Consider the following 24,710-nt stretch of genomic DNA (forward strand, 5'->3'; position numbering starts at 1 on the left):
GTACTAAAGCGGAAACTAAAGTTCCGCTAGTGCTGCGACCGCTGACGTCGGGCTGGTTCAGGAAATGTGATTCTTGTGACCTGGACGCCGTCGCCGGGCTGTCGCACAATGACGCGCCTCGAAGACCCAGGAGCGTGGGACCGGCCTGCGCCGACCGCCGAGTGTTGGTGTTAGTGCTGGTGCTGACAGCGGAATTAGTGCCGTCCAAGGATCGCCCCACAGGATGTGGGACGCGGTTTCACCGGTTTCACCGGCCACGGCCGATGACGAACGGAGACGACGGATGGACAGCATCGAGGACCTGGTCGCGCTCGTCCGCGACGAACTGGGCCTGCCGGTGTCGACCACCGACACCGGCAGGGAACTCGACGAGATACCCGGCTGGGACTCGGTGCACCTGCTCACCCTCGCGACCATCCTGGAACGGACGACCGGGCAGCGGCTGTCCCTGCCGGACGTCCTGGAGGCGACGAGTCTGGAGCGGCTCTACGCGCTGACCACCGGCCGGTAGAGCACCACCGTACCGGGTTCCACCGGGTTCCACCGGGTTTCAGCGCGTTCCACCGGTCCGCTGAGCCCAGCGGGGTTCACCCGGGCCCAGCGGATTTCATTGGCGCCGGACCACATCGGGCGGCGCTGGTGCCCGCGTCCCGCGGTTCACCGGATCCGCGTCGGGGCTTCGACAGCCTGCGTCGGGGCTTCGACAGTGGGCGCAAGCCGTCCACCGACCGGACGGGCACCGCCGCCACGAACCAGCGCCGGCCGGGAATTGCCGGGACGGACGGTTACACCCACGCGTTTCCGTGGCCTGTCACGGCCCCGTTCCGGCGGATTACCGGCGGAGCGACCACGGCAAAGACCGTATGACGTTCCCTGAGCCGCGTCCGGATGCCGGTGCGCACCGGTCGCGGTGGCGTACAGGAAAACTTTAGAGCGGACCGGAATCTTGGCAAGAATGACAGAGGTAGCCAACGGCACACGGGCCGGCGTCAGCATCGGGGTCGGCGTCAGCATCCCCGAGCAGGACGTCCGCGATCCTCGCCGCAGACTGTCCCACCTGTTCGATCCCGACTCGTTCACATCGTTCCCCGCCACCGGCAGCGGCCGCGTGCTCGCCGGGCGTGGCCGAATCAACGGCATTCCGGTCATCGGCTACTGCACGGACGGCAGCCGGATGGGCGGGGCGCTCGGCGCCGAGGGTTCCAGGCACGTCGTGGCCGCCATCGACGAGGCGGTCCGCACCGCAAGCCCGGTCATCGGGCTGTGGCACTCCGGTGGGGCGAGCCTCGCCGAGGGTGTCGAAGCGCTCGACGGCATCGGCCAGATCTTCGCCGCCATGATCCACGCATCCGGCCGGGTACCGCAGATCTCGGTGGTGCTCGGGCCGGCCGCCGGCGGTGCGGCGTACGGGCCGGCGCTGACCGACGTCGTGATCATGGCGCCGGCCGGTCGCGTGTTCGTGACCGGCCCCGACGTCGTGCGCAGCGTGACCGGAGAACAGATCGACATGGAGGGGCTCGGCGGCGCCGACGCGCACGGCCGCCGCTCCGGTGTCGTCCACGTGCTGGCCCGTTCCGAGCGGGACGCCTACCAGCGGGCCCGCCGGATCGCCTCCCTGCTCGCCGACCCGGGCCGTTTCGACCTTGGTGTCGGCCGGGGCCTGGCCGCCGCCCTCCCCGGGCCCAGGACCGAGCCCGGCGCCGACGAGATCAGCGCCACCATGGAGGTCGGCACCATCGAGGTCGGCGCCAGTACGCTCAGTGTCAGCGGCCCCGGCACCGGCACGGTCGGCACCGCCGAGGTGGGTGCCAGCGACGCCGGTGAGGATCTGCGGGCGCTGCTGCCGGACCGGCCGCGGCGGGCCTACGACGTCCGGCCGCTGGTGCGCCGGCTCGTCGACGACGACCCCACCGGCGACGGTTTCGAGGAGCTGCAGCCCCGCTGGGCGCCCAACATCGTCGTCGGGCTCGGCCGTCTCTACGGCCACAGCGTCGGCGTCATCGCGAACAACCCACTGTGCAAGGGCGGCTGCCTGGACTCGCTGAGCGCCGAGAAGGCCGCCCGGTTCGTCCGCATGTGCGACTCCTTCGGTATCCCGCTGGTCGTGGTCGTCGACGTTCCCGGCTACCTGCCGGGCGTCCGCCAGGAATGGGACGGGGTGGTGCGCCGCGGCGCCAAACTGCTCTACGCGTTCGCGGAGGCCACGGTGCCGCGCGTCACGCTCGTCACCCGGAAGTCCTTCGGCGGGGCGTACATCGCGATGAACTCCCGCTCGCTGGGCGCCACCGCCGTCCTGGCCTGGCCCGAGGCGGAGGTCGCCGTCATGGGCGCCGAGGCTGCGGTCGGCATCCTGCACCGCCGGGCCCTGGCCGCGGTGTCCGACGACGAGCGGCCGGCGCTGCTCGCCCGGCTCGTCGACGACCACGCCCGCACCGCCGGCGGGGTCGACCGGGGGCTGGCCCTCGGTGTCATCGACGCCGTCATCGATCCCGCCGACACCCGCCGGCGCATCGCGCAGGTCCTCGCCGACGCGCCCGCCCGCCGCGGCCGCCACGGCAACATCCCCTTGTGACGGCCTCCCGGTAATGATCCCCTTGTTACCGCCCCTGGCCACCGAGGTGGCAGCGGTGTGGTTCGGTGGTGTGGGCGAAGCCGTGACCACCGGATACAGGTGCTCCGGGCTGAAACAAACGGGTGCCCCGGGCTGGTAGCAGCGACGGCCGCGAGTTCAATGGGGGTATGGCAGTAGTCGGCTGGGTGGCGTTCGGAATTCTCCTGTTGGTGTGCGTGGTGGCGCTGTACGACGTCCTGCAGCGTCGGCACTCGATCCTGCGCACCTTTCCCGTCATCGGGCATCTGCGCTTCCTGCTGGAGGATGTCGGCCCGGAGCTGCGCCAGTACATCGTGACCGGCAACGACGAGGAGCGGCCGTTCAGCCGCGACCAGCGCCGATGGGTGTACGCCACGGCCAAACGGGCCAACGCCAGCTTCGGCTTCGGCACCGACAACGACCTGGAGCTGTCGGCGAACTACCTCATCGTCAAACCGGCGGTCTTCCCGCTGCCGGCGCCCGCACCCGACGACGACCGGCTGGAATGCCGCAAGGTGCTCGGTGCGGCGCGCGGCCGGGCCCGCGCGTTCCGGCCGGCATCGGTGGTCAACATCTCGGGGATGAGCTTCGGCGCGCTGAGCGCACCGGCGGTCGCCGCCCTGAACAAGGGGGCCGCCATCGCCGGCTGCCTGCACAACACCGGCGAAGGAGGCATCTCCGAACACCACCTACACGGCGGTGACCTGGTCTTCCAGATCGGCACGGGCTATTTCGGCTGCCGCACACCCGACGGCCGGTTCAGCCTCGAACGCCTGGTGGAGCTTGTCGACCGGCACCCGATCCGCGCGGTGGAGATCAAACTCAGTCAGGGGGCGAAACCCGGCCTCGGCGGCGTCCTGCCCGCGGCGAAGGTCACGCCCGAGATCGCCCGCATCCGGGGGGTGCCGGCCGGGCAGACCTGCGTCAGCCCGTCCACCCATTCGGCGTTCAGCGACGTGGACAGCCTGCTCGACACCGTCGAGGAGATCGCCGCGGCGACCGGGCTACCGGTCGGGATCAAGTCGGCCGTGGGCGAGCTGGGCTTCTGGGAGGACCTCGCCAACCGGATGGTGACCACCGGCCGTGGGGTCGACTTCATCACCATCGACGGGGGCGAGGGCGGCACCGGCGCGGCACCGCTGGCCTTCAGCGACCATGTCGCGCTCCCGTTCAAGCTCGGCTTCAGCCGGGTCCACGCCATCTTCGCCACCGCCGGGCTCGACGAGCGGACCGTCTTCGTCGGCTCGGCGAAGCTCGGCTTCCCCGAGACCGCGCTGCTGGCCATGGCCATGGGCTGCGACCTGGTCAACGTCGGCCGGGAGGCGATGCTGGCCCTGGGCTGCATCCAGGCGCAGCGCTGCCACACCGGCCACTGCCCCACCGGGGTGGCCACCCAGTCCCGCTGGCTGACCCGCGGGCTCGACCCCCAGGACAAGGCGGCCCGGGTCGCCAACTACGTCAGCGGGCTGCGGCACGACCTGCTGCGGCTCGCGCACGCCTGCGCCGTCAGCCACCCGGCCCTGGTCACCCTCGGCTCCTTCGAGATCCTCGACGGCCACTTCGGCTCCCGGCCCGCCAGCGAGGTCTTCGACACCACCGGCGCCCGCGGCCCGAAAAAGCCGGACGGCCGGGTGGTGTGACGACGCGGCTCGGGCGATCACTCCAGCAATCGCTCCAGGGGGACGCGGCTGGTGACGCGGACTGCCGCCCGGCTGCCACGGCGGCTCTGGCGGTCTTGGCGGGGACAAGTCCGCCAAGCGGGACTCAGCCGCCGAGCGGGCCCCATTTGTCGAGCGGGGCTCAGTCGTCCACCAGGATGGCCTGGTGCAGTTCGCGTACGGCGCGGCCCGGCTCAAGGCCGAGTTCGGCGACAATGGTGTGCCGGGCGCGCTGGTAGACCTGCAGCGCGGCGGCCCGCCGGCCGCTGCGGTGCAGGGCCAGCATGAGCTGGCGATAGAACACCTCGTGCAGCGGATATTCGGTGACCAGATTCCGCAGGAGACCGACCAGTTCCCGGTGCCGGCCGAGCCGGAAGTCGCATTCGACCAGATTCTCGTAGCACTCCAGCCGCAGTTCGTCGAGCCAGGCGACGAAACCGTCGACGATCTCGCCCCCGCGCTGGTCCTCCAGGACCCGGCCACGCCACAGCTCCAGCCCGCTGGTCAGGAAGGTGGAGGCCGACTCGTAGTCACTCACCCGGAATGCCGCCCGCCCGTCGTCGAGCAGCCGCAGGAACTCCAGCAGATCCAGCTCGTCCGGGCCGACGCGCATGAGATAGCCCGGTGAACGGGTCACCAGGCCGGAGCAGTCCCGGCCGTTGGCGGCGAGGAACTTGCGCAGCTGCGAAACATAGACGTGCAGGCCCGCGACGGCCCGGCGCGGAGGTGAGTAACCCCACAGTTCCGCGACGAGCTGTTCCGTCGAGACCACCTCGTTCGCCTTTATGAGGAGAACCGCCAGAAGAGTCGCCACCTTCCGCGCGTTGATGGACGCCACCCGATCGTTCTCAATTATCCGCAACGGGCCCAGCAACTGGAACATGGGATCAGACCTCCGCAGACGAGTGGATTTCGCCGGCCGCAGCCGGCTGGCCCCCGTTCCGCCCAGTCTCACATACTCATCCACTCCCGGCATCGGAGGAACCCCATATCCGTTCACGAATTCTCGGCCTGGAAGTGGTAACGGAGGACACATTGTTTCTTATTCATGCCTGGAATTCTGCGCCGTGTGACGTCGCCGAGGCGGGTGCGCGGTGCCAGCCGGGCCAGGGCCGCCGGGGAGGGGACCTGCGGGCGTGCGGCGGGCATGGGGTCAGAGGCGGCCCGGTGGTCCGTGCGCCGAGGTTCAGCTCGTCGGCGATCTCCTTGTTCTTCCGGCTCCTTGTTCTTCCGGCCGGTGCCAGCGACGTACACGATCTCGCGTTCACGGCCGGTGCGGGAGGCAAGCGGCGGGTACGCCGGCCCGTCCGCGGGCCGGAAGAGAAGATCACCGGGCATCGTGGTGAAAATTCCCCAATTCCACACCCGTTCGGCACACGGAGGAAAGGATCCACGGCATGGGTCCGCCGTTGAAAGGGGCCGGATTATCGGCGGGCGTCGCGGGGGCGGCTCGGCGGCAGGAGGAGATATGCCGCTGGACAGGAGGCGCTCACCACCGTGCCGAAGTCGACGTGGCGACGCCGGAACAGATTTGCGGCCTGCGGCTCCGGGGCGGCGTACGAATGGCCGGCATTACACCGGCGGGAACGGGCTGTGGCGCCGTACCTCATTCGCCGCGTCCTCCCAGCCAGCCCGGTGTGTCGACGTCCGCACCGTACCGGTGTGACACTCCAGTTTGCAAGAGCCGAGTAAGTCAGAAATCCATTACACCGGGTAGCCGGAGGCCGGTGGCAATGACCGACATCAGCGCCTCCAGCTGGCCGGCGCGCTCCGGTGCCTGCTCCCGGACCCAGGCGATGGCGCTGACCAGGGCGATCACCTCGTCGACCCCGATGTCCGCGCGGACCTCCCCGGCCCGCTGGGCCCGGGTGAGCAGCGCCGCGGCGGCGTCGTCCACGTTCCGGCAGGAGTGGTGCAGCGCGGACCGCGCGTCGCGGGGCCCGCTGAGCAGCGCGGCGGCAACACCACGATAGGTAGCCACGTACGCCACCAGATCGGACAGCCAGGTGATCAGGGCGGTACCCGGGGCATCCGACTCGAGCAGCCGGTCCGCCTCCGCGCAGATGGCGGCGGTGCGGTCGTGCACCAGCGCCTCCAGCAGCGCCTCCCGGCTGGCGAAGTGCCGGAACAGCGTGCCGATGCCGACACCCGCGCGCCGGGCCACCTCGTTGAGGGATATCTCGTCGTCCTGGCTGGTCATGGCCTCCCTGGCCACGGCGAGGATCCGCTCCCGGTTGCGCCGTGCGTGGGAGCGCATCGGCCGTCCGGGGGCCTGCGTCAGGTCACTCATACGCCCCGCCACCCATGCGAAACCTCCCTGGTTCGACCAGACTCCTTCGCTGAGCCTATGAACTGCGGCCCGCACAGGCGGCGGGTTCGCCTCCGACGGCCTCCTCCGGAGCCGCTGCCGCCTGACGCCCGGACCGGCCAGTGGTTACCGTCCGCATTTACCTGACACTGACATGACGGACGGTAGGCTCAACATTGACTGCTTGTAGATAAATAATTGTTTTACTCGACGCATCCGGGCAGACCGGGTGAGAGCCGACCGGAATTCTGGGCGCCATAACTTCCGTGTCAGTGGTGACGCGATGATGCGGCGGTCCGCCGTGACGCCGATCCAGGTGTCCGGTACCGGGCCGGGACCAGGCTCGGCCAGCCGCTGGGCCAGCCCGTCGGTGCCCCGGTCCAGGCCACGGCGACGGCCTGCCTCAGCAAGTACCCCCGCCAGCGCGGCCAGCGGACCGGCCTTCACGGTGACGAACGGCTCCGGGCCGGCGACCGATATACTGACACCGCGGTGAGCTTCGGAGAAGGGTGAAGGCGTCCGCCCCGGCTGCGGTCTTCCAGGCGCCCAACACCATGTTTGAACTCGTCCGGTCGACGGCCTGAGCCGAGCACCGGTAGGAAACGATGGCCCGGAGTTTTGCCGGAACGCTTTTCACATCCGGCCGCTGGGAGGCGTACACGGGTATGAATGCCCGCAGCGAGGAAAACCAGTGACGCGTACCCCGGCCGAGCCTGCGGCGGGTACATCGGTCGAGCCGGTGGAGAGCACGGTAGCCGAGCTGCTCGCCAACAGGGGTGCGTCAAGCCGCCTGCCGCTGGCGGAACCGGAACCGCTTCCCGGCACCGGGACACTGGACATGCGCAACCTGGAGGCATGTGACCCGGTGTCGGGCCTGCGGGTGCCGGTCCGCCGCTATGCGCCCCGCGGCCAGACGTCCGCGTTGCCGGCGGTGCTCTACATTCATGGCGGCGGCTGGGTGATCGGCAGCATCGACATGGTGCACTTCCTGGTCGCGCCGCTGGCCGTCACGCTGGACGCGGTCGTGATTTCGGTGGGTTACCGGCTCGCGCCCGAGCACCCGTTCCCCGCCGCGTTCGACGACTGCCTCGCCGTCCTGCGCTGGATGGCCGCCGAATCAGCCGAGCTCGGCATCGATCCCACCCGGATCGCGCTGAGCGGGGTGAGCGCGGGCGGGACGCTGGCCACCGGGGTGGCTCTCGCGGCACGCGACCACGGCGGCCCCGCGATCCGCCTGCTGCACCTGGTCACGCCTTCGCTGGACGACCGGGCCGACACCGCCTCGATGCGCAGGCGGTGGGGGCCGGAGCACCTCAGCCCACGGCTGGCGCGGGAGTGCTGGGCCGCCTATCTGCGTGATGTCGCGGGCGACGTGCCCGCGGTCGCCGCCCCGGCCCGGGCGGGCGACCTCGCCGGCCTGCCGCCCACCTTCATCGCGGCCGGTGAGCTCGACGCGGTCCGTGACGAGGCCCTGTTGTTCGCCTTCCGCCTGATCCAGGCCGGCGTCCCGGTCGAGCTGCACCACTATCCGGGTGCCACGCACGGCCTTGGCGGTGATGTCGGGCCGGGCCTGCGTCAGCGGATCACGCAGACCGTGCCGGCCGTCCTGCGGGAAGCGCTCTTCCAGGCCTGACCGCGCCGGCGGCCCCGGGCCGGGAGGAGGCCCGGGGCGTGCCCCAGCGCCGGCCGGGTTCGGCCGGCCGGGCCTCAGCTGGCCGTGTCGGCTGTCGCCGGGGTGGCCGGGACCGCGTCGACGGCCGCCGGGGCCCGGCCGCGGCCGGGGCCGAACCAGAACCCCAGGGACACCAGGATGCCGATGACCGCCGGCACGGTGAGCCAGGTGAAGACCCGGGCGAAGTGGTCCACCGCGCTGCCGGTGCCCTGGGTGAACGGCAGCAGGAACACGGCGATGCCGATCAGGCCGCCGACGGTGATGGCCACCTGCACGATCCCGGCGGTGATACCGGTGTCCTGCGGGCCGGCGCTGGAGAGGATGACGACGTTGAACGGGACGATGGCCAGGCCGACGCCGATCCCGATGACGATGATCTGTGGCAGTACCGAGGAGGCGTAGCCGGCGCCGTCGTCCACCTGGCTGAGCCAGGCCACGCCGGCCGTGACCACCGCGAGTCCCGCCACGCCCCGGCCCTTGAGACTGATCGAGCTGGCCAGCTTGGTGATCAGCGAGGCGCTGAGCAGGATCGAGATGGCGAAGGGCAGCAGCCCGAGCCCGGTCCGCACCGGGCTCAGACCGAGCACGGCATGCAGGTACTGGGCCAGGAAGAACAGGAAGCTGCCCAGCACCGCGGCCAGCAGCGTGAGGTTGAGAAAGCCGCCGAGCCGGTCCCGGTGGGCGAAGATCCGGCCTGGCAGCAGCGGCTCGGCGGAACGGGAGTCCACCACCGGCAGGAGCGCGAACAGCACGACGGCGGCCGCCAGCGAGACGATCGTCCCCGCGTCCCGCCAGCCGCTGTCGGCCGCGTGGACCAGGCCGTACACACCGCCGGTCAGTGCCGCGGTCACCAGGGCCGCGCTGGGGATGCCCAGCGAACGCTGGTTGCGGACGGCGTCGTGGGTCCCGAGTACGCGCAGGGCGACGACAAGGATCAGCGTGGCTACCGGGACGTTCACCAGGATGCTCCACCGCCAGCTGCCGGCCGAGGTCAGCAGCCCGCCGAACACCATGCCGGATGCCGAGCCGAGCGCGGTGACGGTGGAGTAGAGGCCGAACGCCCGCTGCCTGCGCTCCCCCTCGGACAGGATGGTCAGCAGCGCCAGCGCGCTGGGGCCGGCCAGCGCCGCCCCGGCTCCCTGCAGCACCCGGCCGGCGAGCAGCACCGCGACGTCCTGCGCGAGACCGGCGACCAGCGAGGCGACGGCCACCAGGCCGATACCGAAGAGGAACACCCGGCGGTAGCCGAACACGTCCCCGAGTCGTCCGGCGACGAGGAGCAGCGCGCCGAAGGCGAGATAGAACCCGTTGAGGATCCAGGCGCCGGTGGTGATGCCGGCGTCGAAGCGGGCCTGGATCTGCGGCAGCGCCACGTTCACGACCGTGCCGTCCAGCTGCAGCAGGTACTCGGCACCGACGATCGCGGCGAGCACGAGCCCCCATGCCCTGGGCGGACCACCACCCGTCGTGGTCGTACTGGAACCGGTTTCGGTGCTCACGATGCCTCCTGGAGCGGACGGGGATTATTTTGAGGGTGGCTCACCTTACGAGTTCGGCCTGATAATATGAGCCAGCCTCGACTTGTCAAGCCGGAGGTCTCCGATGGGGGATAGCGCCGTGGGGATAGCGCCGTGGGGGACAGAGCCCTGGGGGACAGAGCCCTGGGGGACAGAGCCCTGGGGGACAGAGCCGTGGGGGACAGAGCGGTGAGCGAGCAGCCCCCGAAGGAACGGCCCGCTCCCGCCGGCAGGGCACGCCGGGCGGACGCCCGGCGCAACCACGAAGCGATCATGCACACGGCGCGCGAGGCCTTCGAGGCCGGGGGCTCCGCGGCGCCTCTGGAGGAGATCGCCGCCCGGGCGGGGGTCGCCATCGGCACCCTGTACGGGCACTTCCCCACCCGGGAGTCGCTGATCGAGGCCGCGACCAGGGACGGCCTCGACGCACTGATCGCGTTCGCCGACGAGGCCGCCGTGACCGGCGACCCCCTGGCCGCCCTGCGGGACTGGACGGCGCAGGCGGTGCGGTACTGCAGCACCTTCCGCGGGCTGATGGGGCTGCTGACGCGCAGCCGGCACGGCGAGGGCGCCCTGTCCGGCTCGTGCACCGACATGTACCAGTGCGGCGCCGGCCTGCTGCGCTCGGCGCAGGCCGCCGGGCGGGTACGGCCGGGCTTCACCGCCGAGGACCTGTTCGGCGTCATCAGCGCCGCCGCCTGGGTGCGGGAGCGCTCGCCCGCCGGCCGGGACGGCAGCACCCGGATGCTGGAGCTGTTGCTGGACGCCGCTGTCACTGACAGTGCCGGACAGACTGGCCCGGATGGTTCTGCTTCGGCCCAAGGCCCGCTTTAGAGCCCTGCTGCCACAATCCATTCCGTCCGAGCCTCTTGGCTGGTGGAAGCGTGAGGGAGCGCGATTGTGTCGGTGGGGCCACATGGGCATACGGCTGAGAACAGCGCCCGGGAACCGCGTCCTGGCGCACAGCCGGTGACCGTCGGCTACCCCTGAGCGGACGCCGGCAACACCGCACAGACACCGGTGGGAAGGACCACGGGCAGCACAGGCACCAGCGGCCCGCACTCGCCGTCGAACTCCGCCCGGCACCAGCCGGCCCGGCCATGCGCACGAAACCGGCCGTACCAGCCCGGACCGTCCGACGGAATTTCCGGGTACGACATTTTCCGAACACGCCACCAGGCCCGGAAATGCCTCGACGTATTTTTTCGACGAAACGGAGTTCCCATGCATTCCCGCAGGAGTTTTCTCACCCTTTCGGTGGGCTCGCTGGCCGTGTTCGGCCTGGGCTCAGGCCTGGTGGCCTGCGGGGAGGACTCCTCGCCGAGCGGGACCGGCGGGACGCCGAAGAGCGGCGGCAGCATCACTTTCGCCACCACCGCCGAGCCCGACAGCTGGGACCTGCACGTCTCGGTCTCCACGCTGTCGTCGTTGATCCTGCGCGCCGTGTACGACTCGCTGGTGTACCAGAAGACGGACGGCACCTTCGAGCCGTGGCTGGCGAAATCCTGGGAGATCTCCGACGACGGCCTGCGGTACACGTTCCAGCTGCGCGACGACGTCACCTTCCACGACGGGACCCCGTTCAACGCCGAGGCGGTGAAGGCCAACTTCGACCACATCGTGGATCCGGCGACGAAGTCCCGGAACTCCAAGACCCTGCTCGGCCCCTACGACCGGACCGAGGTCACCGGCGACTTCAGCGTGGTCGTGCACCTGAAGTCACCGCACTCGCCGCTGCTCGGCGCGTTGAGCAGCCCATACCTGAGCTTCCACTCGCCCGCCGTGCTGCGCGCCAACCCGGCCGACATCACCTCGGGCGGCAAGTTCCTGGTGAGCACCGGGCCGTTCGTGTCCTCGTCGCTCACCCCGGGGCAGAACGCCGTGTTCACCCGCCGCCCGGGCTACCGCTGGGCGCCGGCGTCGGCGTCGCACCCCGGGGAGGCCTACCTCGACCAGTATGTCGTGCAGTTCCTCGCCGACGACGCCGCCCGGGTCGGCGCGCTGACCTCGGGGCAGCTCGACGTGGCCGACCAGATCCCCGCCACCAGGCTCGCGCAGCTGCGCACCCAGCCGAGCATCAAGCTGGTCAGCCGCGAGACCGTCGGGTCACCGTTCACCTATTCGCTGAACACCACCAGGGCCCCGTTCGACAACCGGGACGTGCGCGTCGCGTTCCAGTCCGCCGTCGACACCGAGGCGATCACACAGGGCCTCTTCCAGGGTGTCTACAGCAGCGGCCGGTCCGTGCTGACCTCGTCCACCCCGGGCTACGACAAGTCGGTGGAGGGGATCTGGGGCTACGACAGGAACCGCGCGATCAGCCTGCTGGAGAAGGCCGGCTTCACCGCGACCGACAGCGAGGGCTACCGGGCTCGTGACGGGCGGCGGCTGAGCGTGACGCTGGCCTTTGCCGCCTCCTTCACCAGCGAGGAGCAGCGCAACTACCACACGGCGTTGAAGGACGCGGTCAAGCAGGTCGGTTTCGAGGTCGTCCTGCGCCCGCTGGACACCCCGTCGATCGTGCAGGCGTTTGCCACGGGCGACTACCACCTGGGATCCGGCTCGCCGTCGGCGATCGACGGCTCGATACTGCGCACGCTGTTCTACTCCAGCCAGTTGCCGGGCGTCGGCGGGGCGAACGCCGCCAGGGTCAACGACCCGGAGGTCGACGGCTGGTTGGACGAGGCGCTGCGCACGCGCGACGTGGCGGGCCAGAACGTGCTGTACGGCAAGGTGCAGCACAAGGTCCTCGCCGAGGCGTACGTGCTGCCGACCTTCGTGTCGAAGCGCACCTACGGCGTGCAGGAGCGGGTGCAGGGCTTCGCGCTGGGAGCGGGGAACCTGCCGACGCTGTCGGAGGTCTGGGTGAGCTGACGCCCGTGGCCGCCGGCCGGCCCGCGACCGCTCGCGCTGATACCGGACGCGAGCGGTCACAGGCCGGCCGGCCTCACTCAAGGATCGCTTTAGAACCTGCTGCCAGCATCCGTACGGTACCCGTGGTGTGTCCCGCGAGAGACGGAGGAACGCATGTCGTCAGATCTGGGTGGACGCGAACTGCACCTGAGCGTTCACCCGGTGGCGGCCGGGCACCATCCGGGGGCGTGGCGATGGCCGGGCGCGGACCCGCTGGCGTTCTCCCGCATCGAGGGCTATCTCGAGGTGGCGCAGGTGGCCGAGCGTGGGCGGCTCGACTCCATCTTCCTGGCGGACGTCCCGGGCCTGCACGCCGACATCGACGACTATCCGCAGCTCAACGGCCTCGAGCCGACGCTGATCCTGACCGCGATGGCGGTGGTCACCGAACGGATCGGGCTGGTCGGCACCGCCTCGACCACGTTCAACGAGCCGTTCAACATCGCCCGCCGGTTCCGGGCGCTGGACCTGATCAGCCACGGCCGGGCCGGCTGGAACGCGGTGACCACCTCGGGCCCCCGTGTCGCCGGCAACTTCGTCGCGGACGAGCCGAGCAGCCGCGCCCGCTACGCCAGGGCCGAGGAGTTCGTCGCGATCGTGCTCGAGCTGTGGCGCAGCTGGGCGCCGGACGCGCTGGTCGCCGACGTGGCATCCGGGCTCTACGCCGACATGTCGAGGATCCGGCCGATCGACCACCACGGCGAGTTCTTCAGCGTGCGGGGGCCGCTGAGCCTCCCGCCGTCCGAGCAGGGCTACCCGGTGCTCTACCACGCGGGCGTCTCCGACGACGTGCGCACGCTGACCGCGCGCACCGGCGAGGCGATGTTCACGGCCGTGGTCGACATCGACACGGCCCGTGACGAGCTGGACGTCGTGCGGTCCCGGGCGGCGGCCTTCGGCCGCCCGGCGGACGCGGTGCGTTTCCTGCCCGGGCTGGTCACCTCGGTCGGCGGCACCGAGCGGGAGGCTCTCGAACGACGCCAGGCCCTCGACGAGCTGTCCGGTACCCGCGGCGCGGTGCGCGGGCTGGCCGCGCAGCTCGGGCTGAACCCCGACGACCTGGAGCTGGACCGGCCGGTGCCACCCGCCCTGCGGGGCAGGCTGCACGCCGTCCGCGGCCACGCCCGCCCGGCCGCGCGCCGCGCACTGGAGGGGCAGACGGTACGGGACGTCATCCGGCGCGGCGGCGGTGGCGGCCACGTCGTGGCCGTGGGCGACCCCGAGCAGATCGCCGACCTGATCCAGGCATGGTTCGCCTCCGGCGTCGTGGACGGCTTCACTCTCATGCCGGACGTCACCTTCGACGGCCTGCCGGCCTTCGTGGACCACGTCGTGCCGGTCCTGCGCCGCCGCGGCCTGTTCCGCTCGGAGTACCGGGGCAGGACGCTGCGCGAGCACTACGGGCTGCCGATACCGGACGTCGCCACCCGCCGGCCGCTGGCGAAGGCCCTGTGATGGTCGCCCTCTCCCTCGTCGACCAGGGCCCGGTCTCCGCGCAGACCAGCCCGGCGCGGACCATCGGCCACTCGGTCGAGCTCGCCCAGCTGGCCGAGGAGCTCGGCTACACGAGGTTCTGGGTGGCCGAGCACCACGGGGTGCGCAACATGGCCTTCGCCGCCCCGGAGATCCTCATCGGCCACATCGCGGACCGCACCAGCCGGCTGCGGGTGGGCTCCGGCGGCATCATGCTGCCCAATCACACGCCGCTGCACGTCGCGGAGCAGTTCCGGACCCTCGAGGCGCTGCACCCGGGCCGGATCGACCTGGGCCTGGGCCGCTCCACCGGCACCGGTGACGACCCCACCCGCGACGCGCTGCTGCGCACCCCCGACGCGCTCGAGAGGTTCGGCGAGCATCTGCGGCAGCTGCTCGGCGTCGGCGGCCGGGTGCCGCTGGACCCGGACGACCCGTACCGGGAGCTCGTCGCGTCCCCGGCCGGTGTGCCGTTGCCGGCGGTGTTCCTGCTCGGCTCCAGCGTCAGCAGCGCCGAGCTCGCGGCGCGCGCCGGGCTGAGCTACGCCTTCCTCTGCGTCAACCAGGATCCGGACGTGGCCGTCCAGGCGCTGCGCCGCTATCGCGTGCTGTTCACCCCGGTGGCGGAGGGCGACCGGCCGCTGGCGATCTTGGCCACCCGGATCTGGGTCGGGGAGGACGACGAGCACGGGGAGGCGCTGGCCGCCCCCGAACGGCTCGCCGTGCTCGACTACCTCAGCGGCGATCCGCGCCCGCTCGAGTCCGTCGAGCAGGCGCTGGCCCGCACCAGCCGGCTCACCGACGCCCAGCTCGTCGCCCGCGACAAGGTCGACCTGCGGGGGGACGTGGTGGGCGGCATCGACCGGGTCGCCGGCCGGCTCGCCGAACTCGTCGAGGCGAGCGGGGTGGACGAGGTGATGGCCATCTCCAACATCCACAGCCCGGAGGACCGCCGGGAGTCCGTCCGGCGGCTGGCCGTGGCCGTCGGGCTGTGTCCGGCGCCGGTGAGCCGCTGAGCGAGCGAACCCCTGACCGGTGGACGCGGCGGCTCCACCGGCCAGGAGCACGGCGTGACGGGTGTGCCGTCCCAGCCGACCAAAAAATGTGATCAAGAAAATCGGAGCTCTCATCCATGAGCACTCGCAGGGACTCTCCTGCCCTCTGGGCGGCCTTCCCGGCCGCTGACCCGGTGAGCTGACACGTGTACGCTTCGTTGCCCCGGTTCCTGCTACGTCGGCTCCTCACCGGGATCCTGGTGCTGTGGGGCGCGGTGACGGTGACCTTCTTCGCGGTGAGCGCGGCCGGCGACCAGGTGGACGCGATCCTCGGCCCGCAGGCGGCGAACCTCCCGGGCCTGCGCGAGCGGGTCGCCGCGGAGTACGGGCTCGACCGACCGCTGCCGGTGCAGTACCTCGACCGCCTGGCATCGCTGGCCACCGGCGACTTCGGCCGCTCCTACCAGCGCAGCCAGCCGGTGACCAGGCTGCTTGGCAGCCAGATCCTGCCGACCCTTCAGCTGGCGCTGAGCGCGGCCCTGGTCGGCCTGCTGCTCGCGCTCATCGCCACCGTCATCACGGCGGGCCGGGGCCGGATCGTACGGACGGGCACGTCGGTGTTCGAGGTGCTCGCGGTGGCGGTCCCGCCGTTCTGGCTCGGCATCCTGCTGCTGTCGCTCTTCTCGTTCAACCTGCGCTGGTTCCCCGCCTTCGGCTCCCATGGCATCTCCGGCCTGGTGCTGCCCACGCTGGCGCTGGCGATCCCGCTCGCCGGTGTCCTCGCGCAGGTGATGCGCCAGGAGCTTGAGCTGGTCGAGGGCAGACCGTTCGTGCTCAGTGCCCGGGCCCGCGGCCAGAGCCGGCTCGGCCTGCTGCTGCGGCACACCCTGCGGCACGCGCTGCTGCCGGCCACGACGATGTCCGCCTGGGTGCTCGGCACGCTCGTCGGCGGCGCCGTGCTGGTGGAGAAGGTCTTCTCCCGGCCCGGTCTCGGCACCGTACTGGTCAACGCCGTGCAGCACCGCGACACGCCGGTGGTGTCGGCCGTGGTGATCCTGGCCGCGCTCATCTTCGTCGTGGCCAACGCCCTGGCCGACATGCTCTACCCGGTGATCGACGCGCGGCTGCGGGAAACGAGCCGGGCATGAGCGCGACGACAGCGGCCTTCGACACGGCCCGGCCCCGGTGGCGGGCCACCCGCGGCTCGCACATACTGCTCGCGATCAGCACGCTGGCCGTGGCCCTGATCGTCGCGTTGCTGCTGTTCCCCGGCGTCTTCGCGCCCTACGCGCCGGACACCAACGACGTGCAGCACACCTTCTCCCCGCCGAGCTCGACGCACTACCTCGGCACCGACCAGCTCGGACGGGACGTCTTCTCGCGGCTGGTCTACGGCGCCCGGTACTCGGTGACCACCGGCCTGGTGGCCACCGCGATCGCGGTCGTGGCGGGCTCGCTGGCCGGGCTGACCGCGGCGGCCGGCAGCCGGCTGGCCGACGCGCTGATCATGCGGCTGACCGACGTCTGGATGGCGTTCCCCGAGGTGCTGCTGGCGCTGCTGGTCATCGCGCTCATCGGGACGGGCTCGACGCAGATCGCGGTGGCGATCGGGGTGGCCGCCGTGCCGTACTACGGCCGTCTCGTGCGCGGGCAGGCACTCGCCGTGACAAAAGCCGAATACGTCGAGGCGGCGAAGATCCTGGGCGTACCCGCGTGGCGATATGTGCTGCGCCACGTGCTGCCCAACGTGGGCGGGCCGGTCGTGGTGCTCGCCTCGCTGGGGACCGGGAGCGCCATCGCCGCGGCGGCAGGGCTGAGCCTGCTCGGCCTCGGCCCGCTGCCACCGACTCCGGAATGGGGCGTGATGCTCGCCGAGGGACAGACCTATCTGGCGAACGCCTGGTGGATCGCGGTGTTCCCGGGGCTGGCCATCGTCGTGGTCGTCCTCGTCTCCACCACGCTCGGCCGCAGCCTGCAGGCAAGGAGCCTGCGGTGAGCGGCCGGCGGGCGGGGAGCCCGCTGCGGACCAGTCGGCGGGCGGAGCGCCCGCCGAGGACCAGCCGGCAGGCAGGGGGCCCGCGGTGACCCTGGTCGAGGTTGCCGGGCTGGAGGTCTCCTTCGGCCACGAGCCCCCCGTGGTACGCGACATCTCGTTCACCATCGAGGATGGTGAGTGCCTGGCACTGGTCGGGGAGTCCGGCTCGGGCAAGAGCGTCACCGCCCGGACGCTGCTCGGCCTGGCCGGCGAACGCGCCCGGGTCCGGGCGCGCACCCTGCGCGTCGGCAGCGCCGACGTCAGGAGCTTCTCCCAGCGTGACTGGCAGCGGCTGCGCGGCAAGTCGGTCGGCATGGTGCTGCAGGACGCGCTGGTGTCCCTGGATCCGCTGCGCCGGATCGAGGACGAGGTGGCCGAGTCCATCCGGCTGCACCAGCGGGACAGTACCCGTACCGAGCGGCACCGGCGCGTCCTGGAGGTGCTCGCCGAGGTCGGCGTCCCAGAGCCGGAGCTGCGCAGCCAGCAGTACCCCCACCAGCTCTCCGGCGGGCTGCGCCAGCGCGCCCTGATCGCCTCCGCCGTGGCGACACGGCCCGACCTGGTCATCGCGGACGAGCCGACCACGGCGCTGGACGTGATCGTGCAGCACCAGATCCTGCGACTGCTCGAAGAGATCAAGGAACAGGGCCGGGGCCTGCTGCTGATCAGCCACGACCTGGCGGTGGTCGCGAGGCTGGCCGACCGGATCGCGGTGATGCTCGACGGCCGCATCGTCGAGACCGGGCCCACCGAGCGCATCGTGGGCAGCCCCGAGCACCCCTACACCAGGACGCTGCTGGACATCGCCCGCGGCCGGCGCGCGCAGCGCCCGCCCCACGCCGGCGGGCAGACCCTGCTCGACGTCGACGCGGTGACCAAGAACTTCGGCGAACGCCGTGCCGTGGCCGGGGTGTCACTGACTCTGCGGGCGGGCGAGACGGTGGGCCTGGTCGGCGAGTCCGGCTCTGGCAAGAGCACGCTGGCACGGATGGTGATGGGCCTGACCGAACCCGACGAGGGGCGGATCCTCCTGCGCGGGCAGCCCTGGTCGGGCACGCCGGAACGCGCCAGGCGGGTGCAGCGGCAGCACATCCAGCTGATCCAGCAGGATCCGCAGGCGGCGTTCGACCCCCGCCACACCATCGGGCGCATCATCGCCGAGGCGTTGCCCGGCCAGCGCGGCGCCCGCCGCCGGGCCCAGATCACCGAACTGCTGGCCACGGTCGGGCTCGACGCGCACTTCGCCCACCGCCGTCCGCACCAGCTCTCCGGCGGGCAACGGCAGCGGGTGGCGATCGCCCGGGCGATCGCCCCGCAACCCGAGGTACTGATCTGTGACGAGCCGGTCTCCGCGCTGGACGTGTCGGTGCAGGCCCAGGTGTTGGACCTGCTGTCCGAGCTGCAGCAGCGCCTGGGCATCGCCCTGCTGTTCATCACCCACGACCTCACCGTCGTGGAGCAGATCAGCGACCGCCTACTGATCATGAACAACGGCGAGGTCGTGGAGGAGGGGCTCACCACGGCCGTGTTCGACAACCCGCAGCATCCCTACACCAACGCGCTGCTGCAGGCCGCCCCGCGCCTGCCCCTGCTGTCGGCCACCGCCTCACACGGTGGAGCCCCCGAACCGCGTGCGGCCACCGACAGCTACCAAGAAGTACCAGCAGTAACCGACAGCTAGCGGCCAGGGCCGGCCCGGACAGGCCGGCCCGTCCGGGCCGCGTCGCACGCACCGCCGAAAGCGCCGACGCCTCGCGGTCGGTGCTCAGAGCGTGTCTGATGGATGTTGGTCGATGTGGGCGGGGCGTTTCACAGCAGAGCTATGGCGACGACGACAACGCGGCGGTGGTCGTCTGGACACCGCCCGCGCGATCGAACATCCGTCAGACACCCCCTAACCTGCCATCTCGTAGTCGCGCTCCCCGTCGAGCATGGCCGTGTCGGCGAGGACAGCCCTGTCATTGAGGACGGCCTCGTCGTTGAGAATGGCGCTGTGCAACCGGCGCATCGTCTCGCCCGGCTCAAGCCCGAGTTCCTCCCGCAGGACCCGACGGGCGTCGCGGAACTGCGCGAGTGCCTCGGCCCGCCGGCCCGACCGGTGCAGGGCGAGCATCAACTGCTCCCGGAAGGTCTCGTGAAAGGGATGCTCGTCGACCCAGTTCGTGAGGTCGTTGACCACCTCGCGATGACGCCCGGTCCACAGCGCGCAGCGCGCGATCGACTCCAGGCACTCCAGCCGGGTCTCCTCGGCCCACCGCGCGAAGGTGCTGACGATCGTCCCGTTGCGCAGCCCGGCCAGTACCGGCCCCCGGAAAAGCCGCGCAGCCGCGGTGAAGCCGGCCAGCGCCCGCTCGGGGTCACCGACCATGTCCGCCCGGCCGCGGGCATGTAGCTGCCGCAGTTCGGTCACGTCCACGAGGGACTCGGCGGGGACAATGGCACCGCCGACGGAACACGGACGCGTCCGGCACCGCGCGCGACCGGCCGCGACGCGGAAATCTTCCGTCCGCCGCGGCCGGTCCCTGGTTCTTGCTCAGAAGGAGACGGCGGCCTTGGCCAGCAACTCGTAGGAACGAATCCGCGCGCCGTGGTCGGGGATCTGGGAGAGGGCGAAGAACTCCTGGGCGCCTGACTCGCGCAGCAGGGCCGCGAGCCTGGCGGTCACGCTGGACGGCGAGCCGACGAACTGCGGGTCGATCCGCTCCCGGCGGAACAGCTCCTCCTGCGGTGTGAAGCTGTGCTCCCGGGCATCCTGCTCGGTGGGCAGCAGGGTGTCGGGGTCGCCGGTGCGCATCCGGATCTGTCCGAGCACGAACGCGTCGGCAAAGGAGTGTGCGCGCTCGTCGGAGTCGGCGAGCAGCACGACGGCGGCAACCGCGCCGTAGGGGCTGTCCAGATGCACCGACGGCCGGAACGCCTTGCGGTACGCGGCGAGCGCCACGGGCGCGAAGCCCGGCACGATCGTGTGCGCGTAGACGTAGGGAAGACCGCATGCGCCGGCGAACGCGGCGCTGCTCGGGCTGGACCCGACCAGCCAGAACTCGGGCGCCACGGCCGGTTCGGGCACGGCGCGCACCCGGGCGCCGCTCCGGTCACGGCGGAAGTACCCGGTGAGCTCGTCGAGCTGGGCGCCGAAGTCACGGGGGCGGGAGTCGCCCAGCCGCCCGGCCGCCTCGGGCGAGCCGCCCGTCGCCCGGCCGATCCCGAGATCGACCCGGCCGGGGTACAGCGAGCCGAGCACGCCGAACTGTTCGGCGACGGCCAGCGGTGAGTGGTTGGGCAGCAGCACGGCGCCGGAGCCGACCCGTATCGTGCTGGTCGCGGCGAGGATCTGGCCGGCGAGCACGGCCGGGGCCGAGGTGGCGAGCGCGGGGGTGCTGTGGTGCTCGGCCACCCAGTAGCGGCGGTAGCCGAGCTCCTCGGCGACACGGGCCAGGTCGATGGTGTCGCGCAACGCGTCGGCCGCGGTACCGGAACGCCAGACCGGCACCGTGTCGTGCACCGAAACGATGGACGCTTCGACCATCGGTTTCCTCCTGGCTGCATCCCACTGGCCGTATCCCACCAGAAGGTGAGGATGACTCGGCATCATCGACCGATCAAGTCAAGCTGAGCATTCCTCACGTTGTCAACAGCCTCCACGGCCCGCGGACCGCCCCGTCGCCGGACCGCCGGTTGCCTCCGGCACGGACGGCTACCAGCCCGAATGGGCAGCGTGGACGCCGGGTCCATACCCGGCACGCGTCTGTTGCCCGGACCGGACAGCCGGCCCGGGCTGCCGCCGACGGACGCCCCGGGCCGGTGGCAGCTGGAAACCGCCGGCCCGGGGCCGTCCGCGGACGGGCTCCTCGTCAGCCGAGGATCGCCAGGGCCTCGTTGAAGGTCGTCGACGGGCGCAGGGCTGCCGCGGCCCTGGCCGGGTCCGGCTGGTAGTAGCCGCCGATGTCGACCGGCGAGCCCTGGACCGCGACCAGCTCGTCGACGATGGTCCGCTCCTGCGCGGTGAGCGTCTTGGCGAGGCCGGCGAACGCGTCCGCGAGCTGCGTGTCGTCGGTCTGCGCGGCCAGCTCCTGCGCCCAGTAGAGGGCCAGGTAGAAGTGGCTGCCGCGGTTGTCGAGGCCGCCGAGGCGCCGGCTGGGCGACCTGTCCTCGTTGAGGAAGGTGGCGGTCGCCCGGTCGAGGGTGTCGGCGAGCACCTTGGCGCGCGCGTTGCCCGTCGTCTGCGCGAAATGCTCGAAGCTGACCGCCAGCGCGAGGAACTCGCCCAGGCTGTCCCAGCGCAGGTAGTTCTCCTTGAGCAGCTGCTGGACGTGCTTGGGCGCGGACCCGCCGGCACCGGTCTCGAACAGGCCACCACCGTTGATCAGCGGGACGACCGAGAGCATCTTGGCGCTGGTGCCAAGCTCCAGGATCGGGAACAGGTCGGTGAGGTAGTCGCGCAGCACGTTGCCGGTGACCGAGATCGTGTTCTCGCCGCGGCGGATCCGCTCCAGGGAGAACGCGATCGCCTCCACCGGCGACCTGATCTCGATCTGGAGGCCCTCGGTGTCGTGCTCGGCCAGGTACGCCCTGACCTTCCCGATCAGCGTCGTGTCGTGCGCGCGGCTGGGGTCGAGCCAGAACACCGCCGGGTCGCCGGTGGCCCGGGCACGGGCGACGGCGAGCTTCACCCAGTCCCTGATCGGCGCGTCCTTGGTCTGGCAGGCGCGGAAGATGTCGCCGGCGGCGACCGGCTGCTCCAGGATCACGGTGCCGGCCTCGTCGACGAGCCGCACCGTGCCCGCGGTGGGGATCTCGAAGGTCTTGTCGTGGCTGCCGTACTCCTCGGCCGCCTGCGCCATCAGGCCGACGTTGGGCACCGAGCCCATCGTCGTCGGGTCGAAGGCGCCGTGCGCGCGGCAGTCGTCGATGACGACCTGGTAGATGCCGGCGTAGCTGCTGTCGGGCAGGACGGCGAGGGTGTCCGCCTCCTGGCCGTCCGGGCCCCACATGTGGCCGGAGGTGCGGATCATCGCCGGCATGGACGCGTCGACGATGACGTCGCTGGGCACGTGCAGGTTGGTGATGCCGCGATCGGAGTCGACCGCCGCCAGCGCCGGGCCGTCGGCCAGCTCGGCGTCGAAGGACGCCCTGACCGCCGCGCCGTCGGGCAGCGCGCCCAGGCCGGCCAGGATGGCGCCGAGCCCGTCGTTGGGGCTCAGGCCCGCCGCGGCCAGCGTCTCACCGTAGGCGGCGAAGGTCTTCGGGAAGAACGCCCGCACCACGTGGCCGAAGATGACCGGGTCGGAGACCTTCATCATCGTGGCCTTCAGGTGCACCGAGAACAGCACGCCCTCGGCCTTGGCCCGGGCGATCTGGGCGGTGAGGAACTCCCGCAGCGCGGCCACCCGCAGCACGGCGGCGTCCACGACCTCGCCGGCGAGCACCGGCAGGGTGGCGCGCAGCACGGTGGTGCTCCCGTCGGCGCCGGCCAGCTCGATGCGCAGCGAGCCGTCCGCGGCGATGACCGCCGACTTCTCGGTGGCGCGGAAGTCGTCGGCGGCCAGGGTGGCGACGTTCGTCCTCGACTCGGGGCTCCACGCGCCCATCCGGTGCGGGTGCGTCCTGGCATAGCTCTTCACGGACGCGGGGGCGCGCCGGTCGGAGTTGCCCTCGCGCAGCACCGGGTTGACGGCGCTGCCCTTGATCTTGTCGTACCGGGCGCGGACCTCCCGCTCCTCGTCGCTCTTCGGGTCGTCCGGGTAGTCCGGCAGGGCATAGCCCTTCTGCCGCAGCTCGGCGATGGCCGCCTTCAGCTGCGGGATCGACGCCGAGATGTTCGGCAGCTTGATGATGTTCGCCTCGGGGCGGCGGGCCAGCTCACCGAGCTCGGCGAGCGCGTCGTCGATGCGCTGGTCCGCGGTGAGACGTTCGGGGAAGCTGGCGATGATCCGCCCGGCCAGGGAGATGTCACGGCTTTCGACGCTGACACCGGCCGTGCGGGCGTACGCCTGGACCACGGGCAGGAACGAGTACGTCGCCAGGGCCGGGGCCTCGTCAGTGTGCGTATAGATGATGGTCGAATCAGTCACCGATGCTCCGCTTCACGTCTGCTTCATATCGTTATCAAGGTTATGTCTTGATCTTCATTGCTACCTTGATTGTGAGCAGGCGTGTGGCGACGGCGTCGGCGAGCGGCCGGGCCGACGGCCCCGGCTGCCCCCCGGCCAGGGCCGCTGGCCGGGGGGCAGCCAGGCCCGCGGAGCCGGCGCTGTGACCCGTCTCACGGGGCTGTGGCCCTTGGAACGCAGGTCGTTCGTCCCCGCGCGGGCGAGCTGTGGCCCGCCCCCGGGGGAAAAGTAGCCCGCCCCCGGGGGAAAAGAGCGGCCCGTCCCACAGGACGGAAAGCCATTCCGGCGTGGAAGGATGCCTGTCCCGCGGCGGGGCTTCAGTGGGTGAACCTGTGGGTGATGTCGGTGTCGCTCCCGGCGGCCCGGCTCCCCCACCACCCTGGCGATCCGGGTCCGCGCGGCTCGCGCCGCGTCATGCCGGGGCTATCCGTGTCGCCACCCGGGCCGGACGGGCCGGTCGGGCTCTCCGGGACGTCCAGCAGCGCGGCGCACACGGCCGTGGCGTCGCTGAAACGCTCCTCCCGCCGGCGCCGGCAGCACCTCGCGACCAGGCCCCTGAGCTCCTCGGAGCAGGTGAGGACGGAGACGTCGAGGTCCTCGTGCAGCCGGCGGAACATCACGTTCTCCACACCGCCGTCCCGGGAGATCGCTCCGCCGAGCAGCTCGAAGAGCACCAGCCCGAACGAGAAGATGTCCGTCCTGCCGTCGACGGCCCCACCCCGGATCTGCTCGGGTGACATGTACGCTGGCGTGCCCACCAGCCCCTCGCCTCTGGTCACTTCGGTGGAATCGCTCTGGAGACTGCGCGCCACGCCGAAGTCGACCATCACCGGCCGGCCTGCCTCGCTGATGATGACGTTGCTGGGCTTCACGTCGAGCCGGACGATGTCCAGACTGTGCAGGTACACGATCGCCCGCAGGAGACCGGTGGCGACACCGACCGCCTCGGCGACCGGGAACCCCCGCTCGCGCAGGCGCTGGTTCAGGCCGTCGCCGTGGACGAAGTCCATGACGATGCCCAGCCGGCCGTCGGGCTCGTCGAGCAGCTGGTACGTGTGCACGACGTTCGGGTGGTCCAGTTGCAGGGCGATACGGGCTTCCCGCAGGAACCGGCTGCGTGCCTCCTGGTCCTCGCCGAGCGTCGGACTCAGCACCTTGATCGCGCGGAGGGCACCCGCGCCGAACTGGGCGTCCCGCGCGACGTAGACGGTGCCCATCCCACCGACGCCGAGGACGTCGACCAGCTCGAAACGCCCGTCGCCCATGAAACGCTCCGAACGGGGCACCCGCAGCGTGCCGCTCCCGGCCCGAGTGAAGCGGCCCGCGGGGGACGGATGCGGCCGGCCGGCCGGGGCGCCCGTGCTGTCGGGATCCGCGCCCGCCGGAGGCTCGCCACGGTGCGGGAACGAGGGGCCGGCGCCCGGGGGCGAGGGGGCGGC

Annotated in this window: 18 protein-coding genes; 11 read left to right on the forward strand and 7 right to left on the reverse strand. The window is 71.4% G+C overall.

All coding sequences use genetic code 11. From position 1 onward, the window contains the following. Window positions 1–283 precede the first annotated feature (283 nt). The 3 genes from AC5LSR_RS14180 (at window position 284) to AC5LSR_RS14190 (ending at window position 4,230) form a co-directional block, all read left to right on the forward strand. Entirely contained in the window at window positions 284–511 is a 228-nt protein-coding gene (locus AC5LSR_RS14180) for an acyl carrier protein (protein WP_250282495.1), read from the forward strand. 444 nt (window positions 512–955) lie between these two features. Then, on the forward strand, window positions 956–2,572 hold the full coding sequence (locus tag AC5LSR_RS14185) for an acyl-CoA carboxylase subunit beta (protein WP_250282493.1): 1,617 nt from the start codon (window positions 956–958) through the stop codon (window positions 2,570–2,572). Window positions 2,573–2,739: 167 nt separating this feature from the next. Next, window positions 2,740–4,230 (forward strand): FMN-binding glutamate synthase family protein, encoded by a 1,491-nt coding sequence (locus tag AC5LSR_RS14190; protein ID WP_250282491.1) that lies wholly within the window; start codon window positions 2,740–2,742, stop codon window positions 4,228–4,230. Between the two features lie 160 nt (window positions 4,231–4,390). Here AC5LSR_RS14190 and AC5LSR_RS14195 read toward each other — a convergent pair whose 3' ends face one another. After that, window positions 4,391–5,131: an AfsR/SARP family transcriptional regulator gene (locus tag AC5LSR_RS14195; RefSeq protein WP_250282489.1), complete on the reverse strand. Its 741-nt coding sequence runs from the start codon at window positions 5,129–5,131 to the stop codon at window positions 4,391–4,393. An 810-nt stretch (window positions 5,132–5,941) separates the two neighbouring features. Continuing rightward, complete coding sequence (locus AC5LSR_RS14200) at window positions 5,942–6,538, reverse strand: TetR/AcrR family transcriptional regulator (protein ID WP_250282487.1); 597 nt, start codon at window positions 6,536–6,538, stop codon at window positions 5,942–5,944. 757 nt (window positions 6,539–7,295) lie between these two features. Between AC5LSR_RS14200 and AC5LSR_RS14205 the strand changes: the two genes are divergently transcribed. Further along, window positions 7,296–8,189, forward strand: a complete 894-nt coding sequence (locus tag AC5LSR_RS14205) for an alpha/beta hydrolase (RefSeq protein ID WP_493468553.1) — start codon at window positions 7,296–7,298, stop codon at window positions 8,187–8,189. Between the two features lie 74 nt (window positions 8,190–8,263). Here AC5LSR_RS14205 and AC5LSR_RS14210 read toward each other — a convergent pair whose 3' ends face one another. Beyond that, the gene (locus AC5LSR_RS14210) at window positions 8,264–9,727 is read right to left on the reverse strand and encodes an MFS transporter (RefSeq protein ID WP_250282483.1); all 1,464 of its coding nucleotides are present in this window, start codon (window positions 9,725–9,727) and stop codon (window positions 8,264–8,266) included. 207 nt (window positions 9,728–9,934) lie between these two features. On the opposite strand from AC5LSR_RS14210, the gene AC5LSR_RS14215 reads away from it, so the two are divergent. The 7 genes from AC5LSR_RS14215 to AC5LSR_RS14245 all read left to right on the forward strand — a co-directional run bounded on the left by AC5LSR_RS14215 (window position 9,935) and on the right by AC5LSR_RS14245 (window position 18,842). Further along, window positions 9,935–10,579, forward strand: a complete 645-nt coding sequence (locus AC5LSR_RS14215) for a TetR/AcrR family transcriptional regulator (protein ID WP_250282482.1) — start codon at window positions 9,935–9,937, stop codon at window positions 10,577–10,579. A 390-nt stretch (window positions 10,580–10,969) separates the two neighbouring features. Next, window positions 10,970–12,619, forward strand: a complete 1,650-nt coding sequence (locus AC5LSR_RS14220) for an ABC transporter substrate-binding protein (protein ID WP_250282480.1) — start codon at window positions 10,970–10,972, stop codon at window positions 12,617–12,619. A 153-nt stretch (window positions 12,620–12,772) separates the two neighbouring features. Then, window positions 12,773–14,113 (forward strand): NtaA/DmoA family FMN-dependent monooxygenase, encoded by a 1,341-nt coding sequence (locus AC5LSR_RS14225; RefSeq protein ID WP_250282477.1) that lies wholly within the window; start codon window positions 12,773–12,775, stop codon window positions 14,111–14,113. Further along, the gene (locus AC5LSR_RS14230; RefSeq protein WP_250282475.1) at window positions 14,113–15,147 is read left to right on the forward strand and encodes an LLM class flavin-dependent oxidoreductase; all 1,035 of its coding nucleotides are present in this window, start codon (window positions 14,113–14,115) and stop codon (window positions 15,145–15,147) included. The genes AC5LSR_RS14225 and AC5LSR_RS14230 overlap by 1 nt, the downstream gene beginning before the upstream one ends. Window positions 15,148–15,332: 185 nt before the next feature. Beyond that, the gene (locus AC5LSR_RS14235) at window positions 15,333–16,274 is read left to right on the forward strand and encodes an ABC transporter permease (RefSeq protein ID WP_250282473.1); all 942 of its coding nucleotides are present in this window, start codon (window positions 15,333–15,335) and stop codon (window positions 16,272–16,274) included. Then, a complete protein-coding gene (locus AC5LSR_RS14240; RefSeq protein ID WP_250282472.1) occupies window positions 16,271–17,122 on the forward strand; it encodes an ABC transporter permease in 852 nt (283 codons plus the stop codon). The genes AC5LSR_RS14235 and AC5LSR_RS14240 overlap by 4 nt, the downstream gene beginning before the upstream one ends. 85 nt (window positions 17,123–17,207) lie before the next feature. Continuing rightward, window positions 17,208–18,842, forward strand: coding sequence for a dipeptide ABC transporter ATP-binding protein (locus tag AC5LSR_RS14245; RefSeq protein ID WP_250282470.1), 1,635 nt, complete (start codon window positions 17,208–17,210; stop codon window positions 18,840–18,842). A 213-nt stretch (window positions 18,843–19,055) separates the two neighbouring features. Here AC5LSR_RS14245 and AC5LSR_RS14250 read toward each other — a convergent pair whose 3' ends face one another. The 4 genes from AC5LSR_RS14250 to AC5LSR_RS14265 form a co-directional block, all read right to left on the reverse strand. Further along, entirely contained in the window at window positions 19,056–19,577 is a 522-nt protein-coding gene (locus tag AC5LSR_RS14250) for an AfsR/SARP family transcriptional regulator (protein WP_445548333.1), read from the reverse strand. A gap of 117 nt (window positions 19,578–19,694) precedes the next feature. Then, window positions 19,695–20,687: an LLM class flavin-dependent oxidoreductase gene (locus AC5LSR_RS14255; RefSeq protein ID WP_250282469.1), complete on the reverse strand. Its 993-nt coding sequence runs from the start codon at window positions 20,685–20,687 to the stop codon at window positions 19,695–19,697. 325 nt (window positions 20,688–21,012) lie between these two features. Next, window positions 21,013–23,232, reverse strand: a complete 2,220-nt coding sequence (locus tag AC5LSR_RS14260; protein ID WP_250282467.1) for an NADP-dependent isocitrate dehydrogenase — start codon at window positions 23,230–23,232, stop codon at window positions 21,013–21,015. A gap of 356 nt (window positions 23,233–23,588) precedes the next feature. Further along, window positions 23,589–24,710: serine/threonine-protein kinase (locus tag AC5LSR_RS14265; RefSeq protein ID WP_493468554.1), on the reverse strand; the 1,122-nt coding region annotated here is incomplete at its 5' end.

This window comes from Protofrankia sp. CiP1_Cm_nod4 (genome assembly GCF_982290645.1).

What these genes read in the sequence shown, in the direction of transcription:
- AC5LSR_RS14180 (WP_250282495.1), top strand. Translation starts at nt 284, where the DNA reads ATGGACAGCATCGAGGACCTGGTCGCGCTCGTCCGCGACGAACTGGGC.
- AC5LSR_RS14185 (WP_250282493.1), top strand. Translation starts at nt 956, where the DNA reads ATGACAGAGGTAGCCAACGGCACACGGGCCGGCGTCAGCATCGGGGTC.
- AC5LSR_RS14190 (WP_250282491.1), top strand. Translation starts at nt 2,740, where the DNA reads ATGGCAGTAGTCGGCTGGGTGGCGTTCGGAATTCTCCTGTTGGTGTGC.
- AC5LSR_RS14195 (WP_250282489.1), bottom strand. Translation starts at nt 5,131, where the DNA reads ATGTTCCAGTTGCTGGGCCCGTTGCGGATAATTGAGAACGATCGGGTG.
- AC5LSR_RS14200 (WP_250282487.1), bottom strand. Translation starts at nt 6,538, where the DNA reads ATGAGTGACCTGACGCAGGCCCCCGGACGGCCGATGCGCTCCCACGCA.
- AC5LSR_RS14220 (WP_250282480.1), top strand. Translation starts at nt 10,970, where the DNA reads ATGCATTCCCGCAGGAGTTTTCTCACCCTTTCGGTGGGCTCGCTGGCC.
- AC5LSR_RS14225 (WP_250282477.1), top strand. Translation starts at nt 12,773, where the DNA reads ATGTCGTCAGATCTGGGTGGACGCGAACTGCACCTGAGCGTTCACCCG.
- AC5LSR_RS14230 (WP_250282475.1), top strand. Translation starts at nt 14,113, where the DNA reads ATGGTCGCCCTCTCCCTCGTCGACCAGGGCCCGGTCTCCGCGCAGACC.
- AC5LSR_RS14240 (WP_250282472.1), top strand. Translation starts at nt 16,271, where the DNA reads ATGAGCGCGACGACAGCGGCCTTCGACACGGCCCGGCCCCGGTGGCGG.
- AC5LSR_RS14255 (WP_250282469.1), bottom strand. Translation starts at nt 20,687, where the DNA reads ATGGTCGAAGCGTCCATCGTTTCGGTGCACGACACGGTGCCGGTCTGG.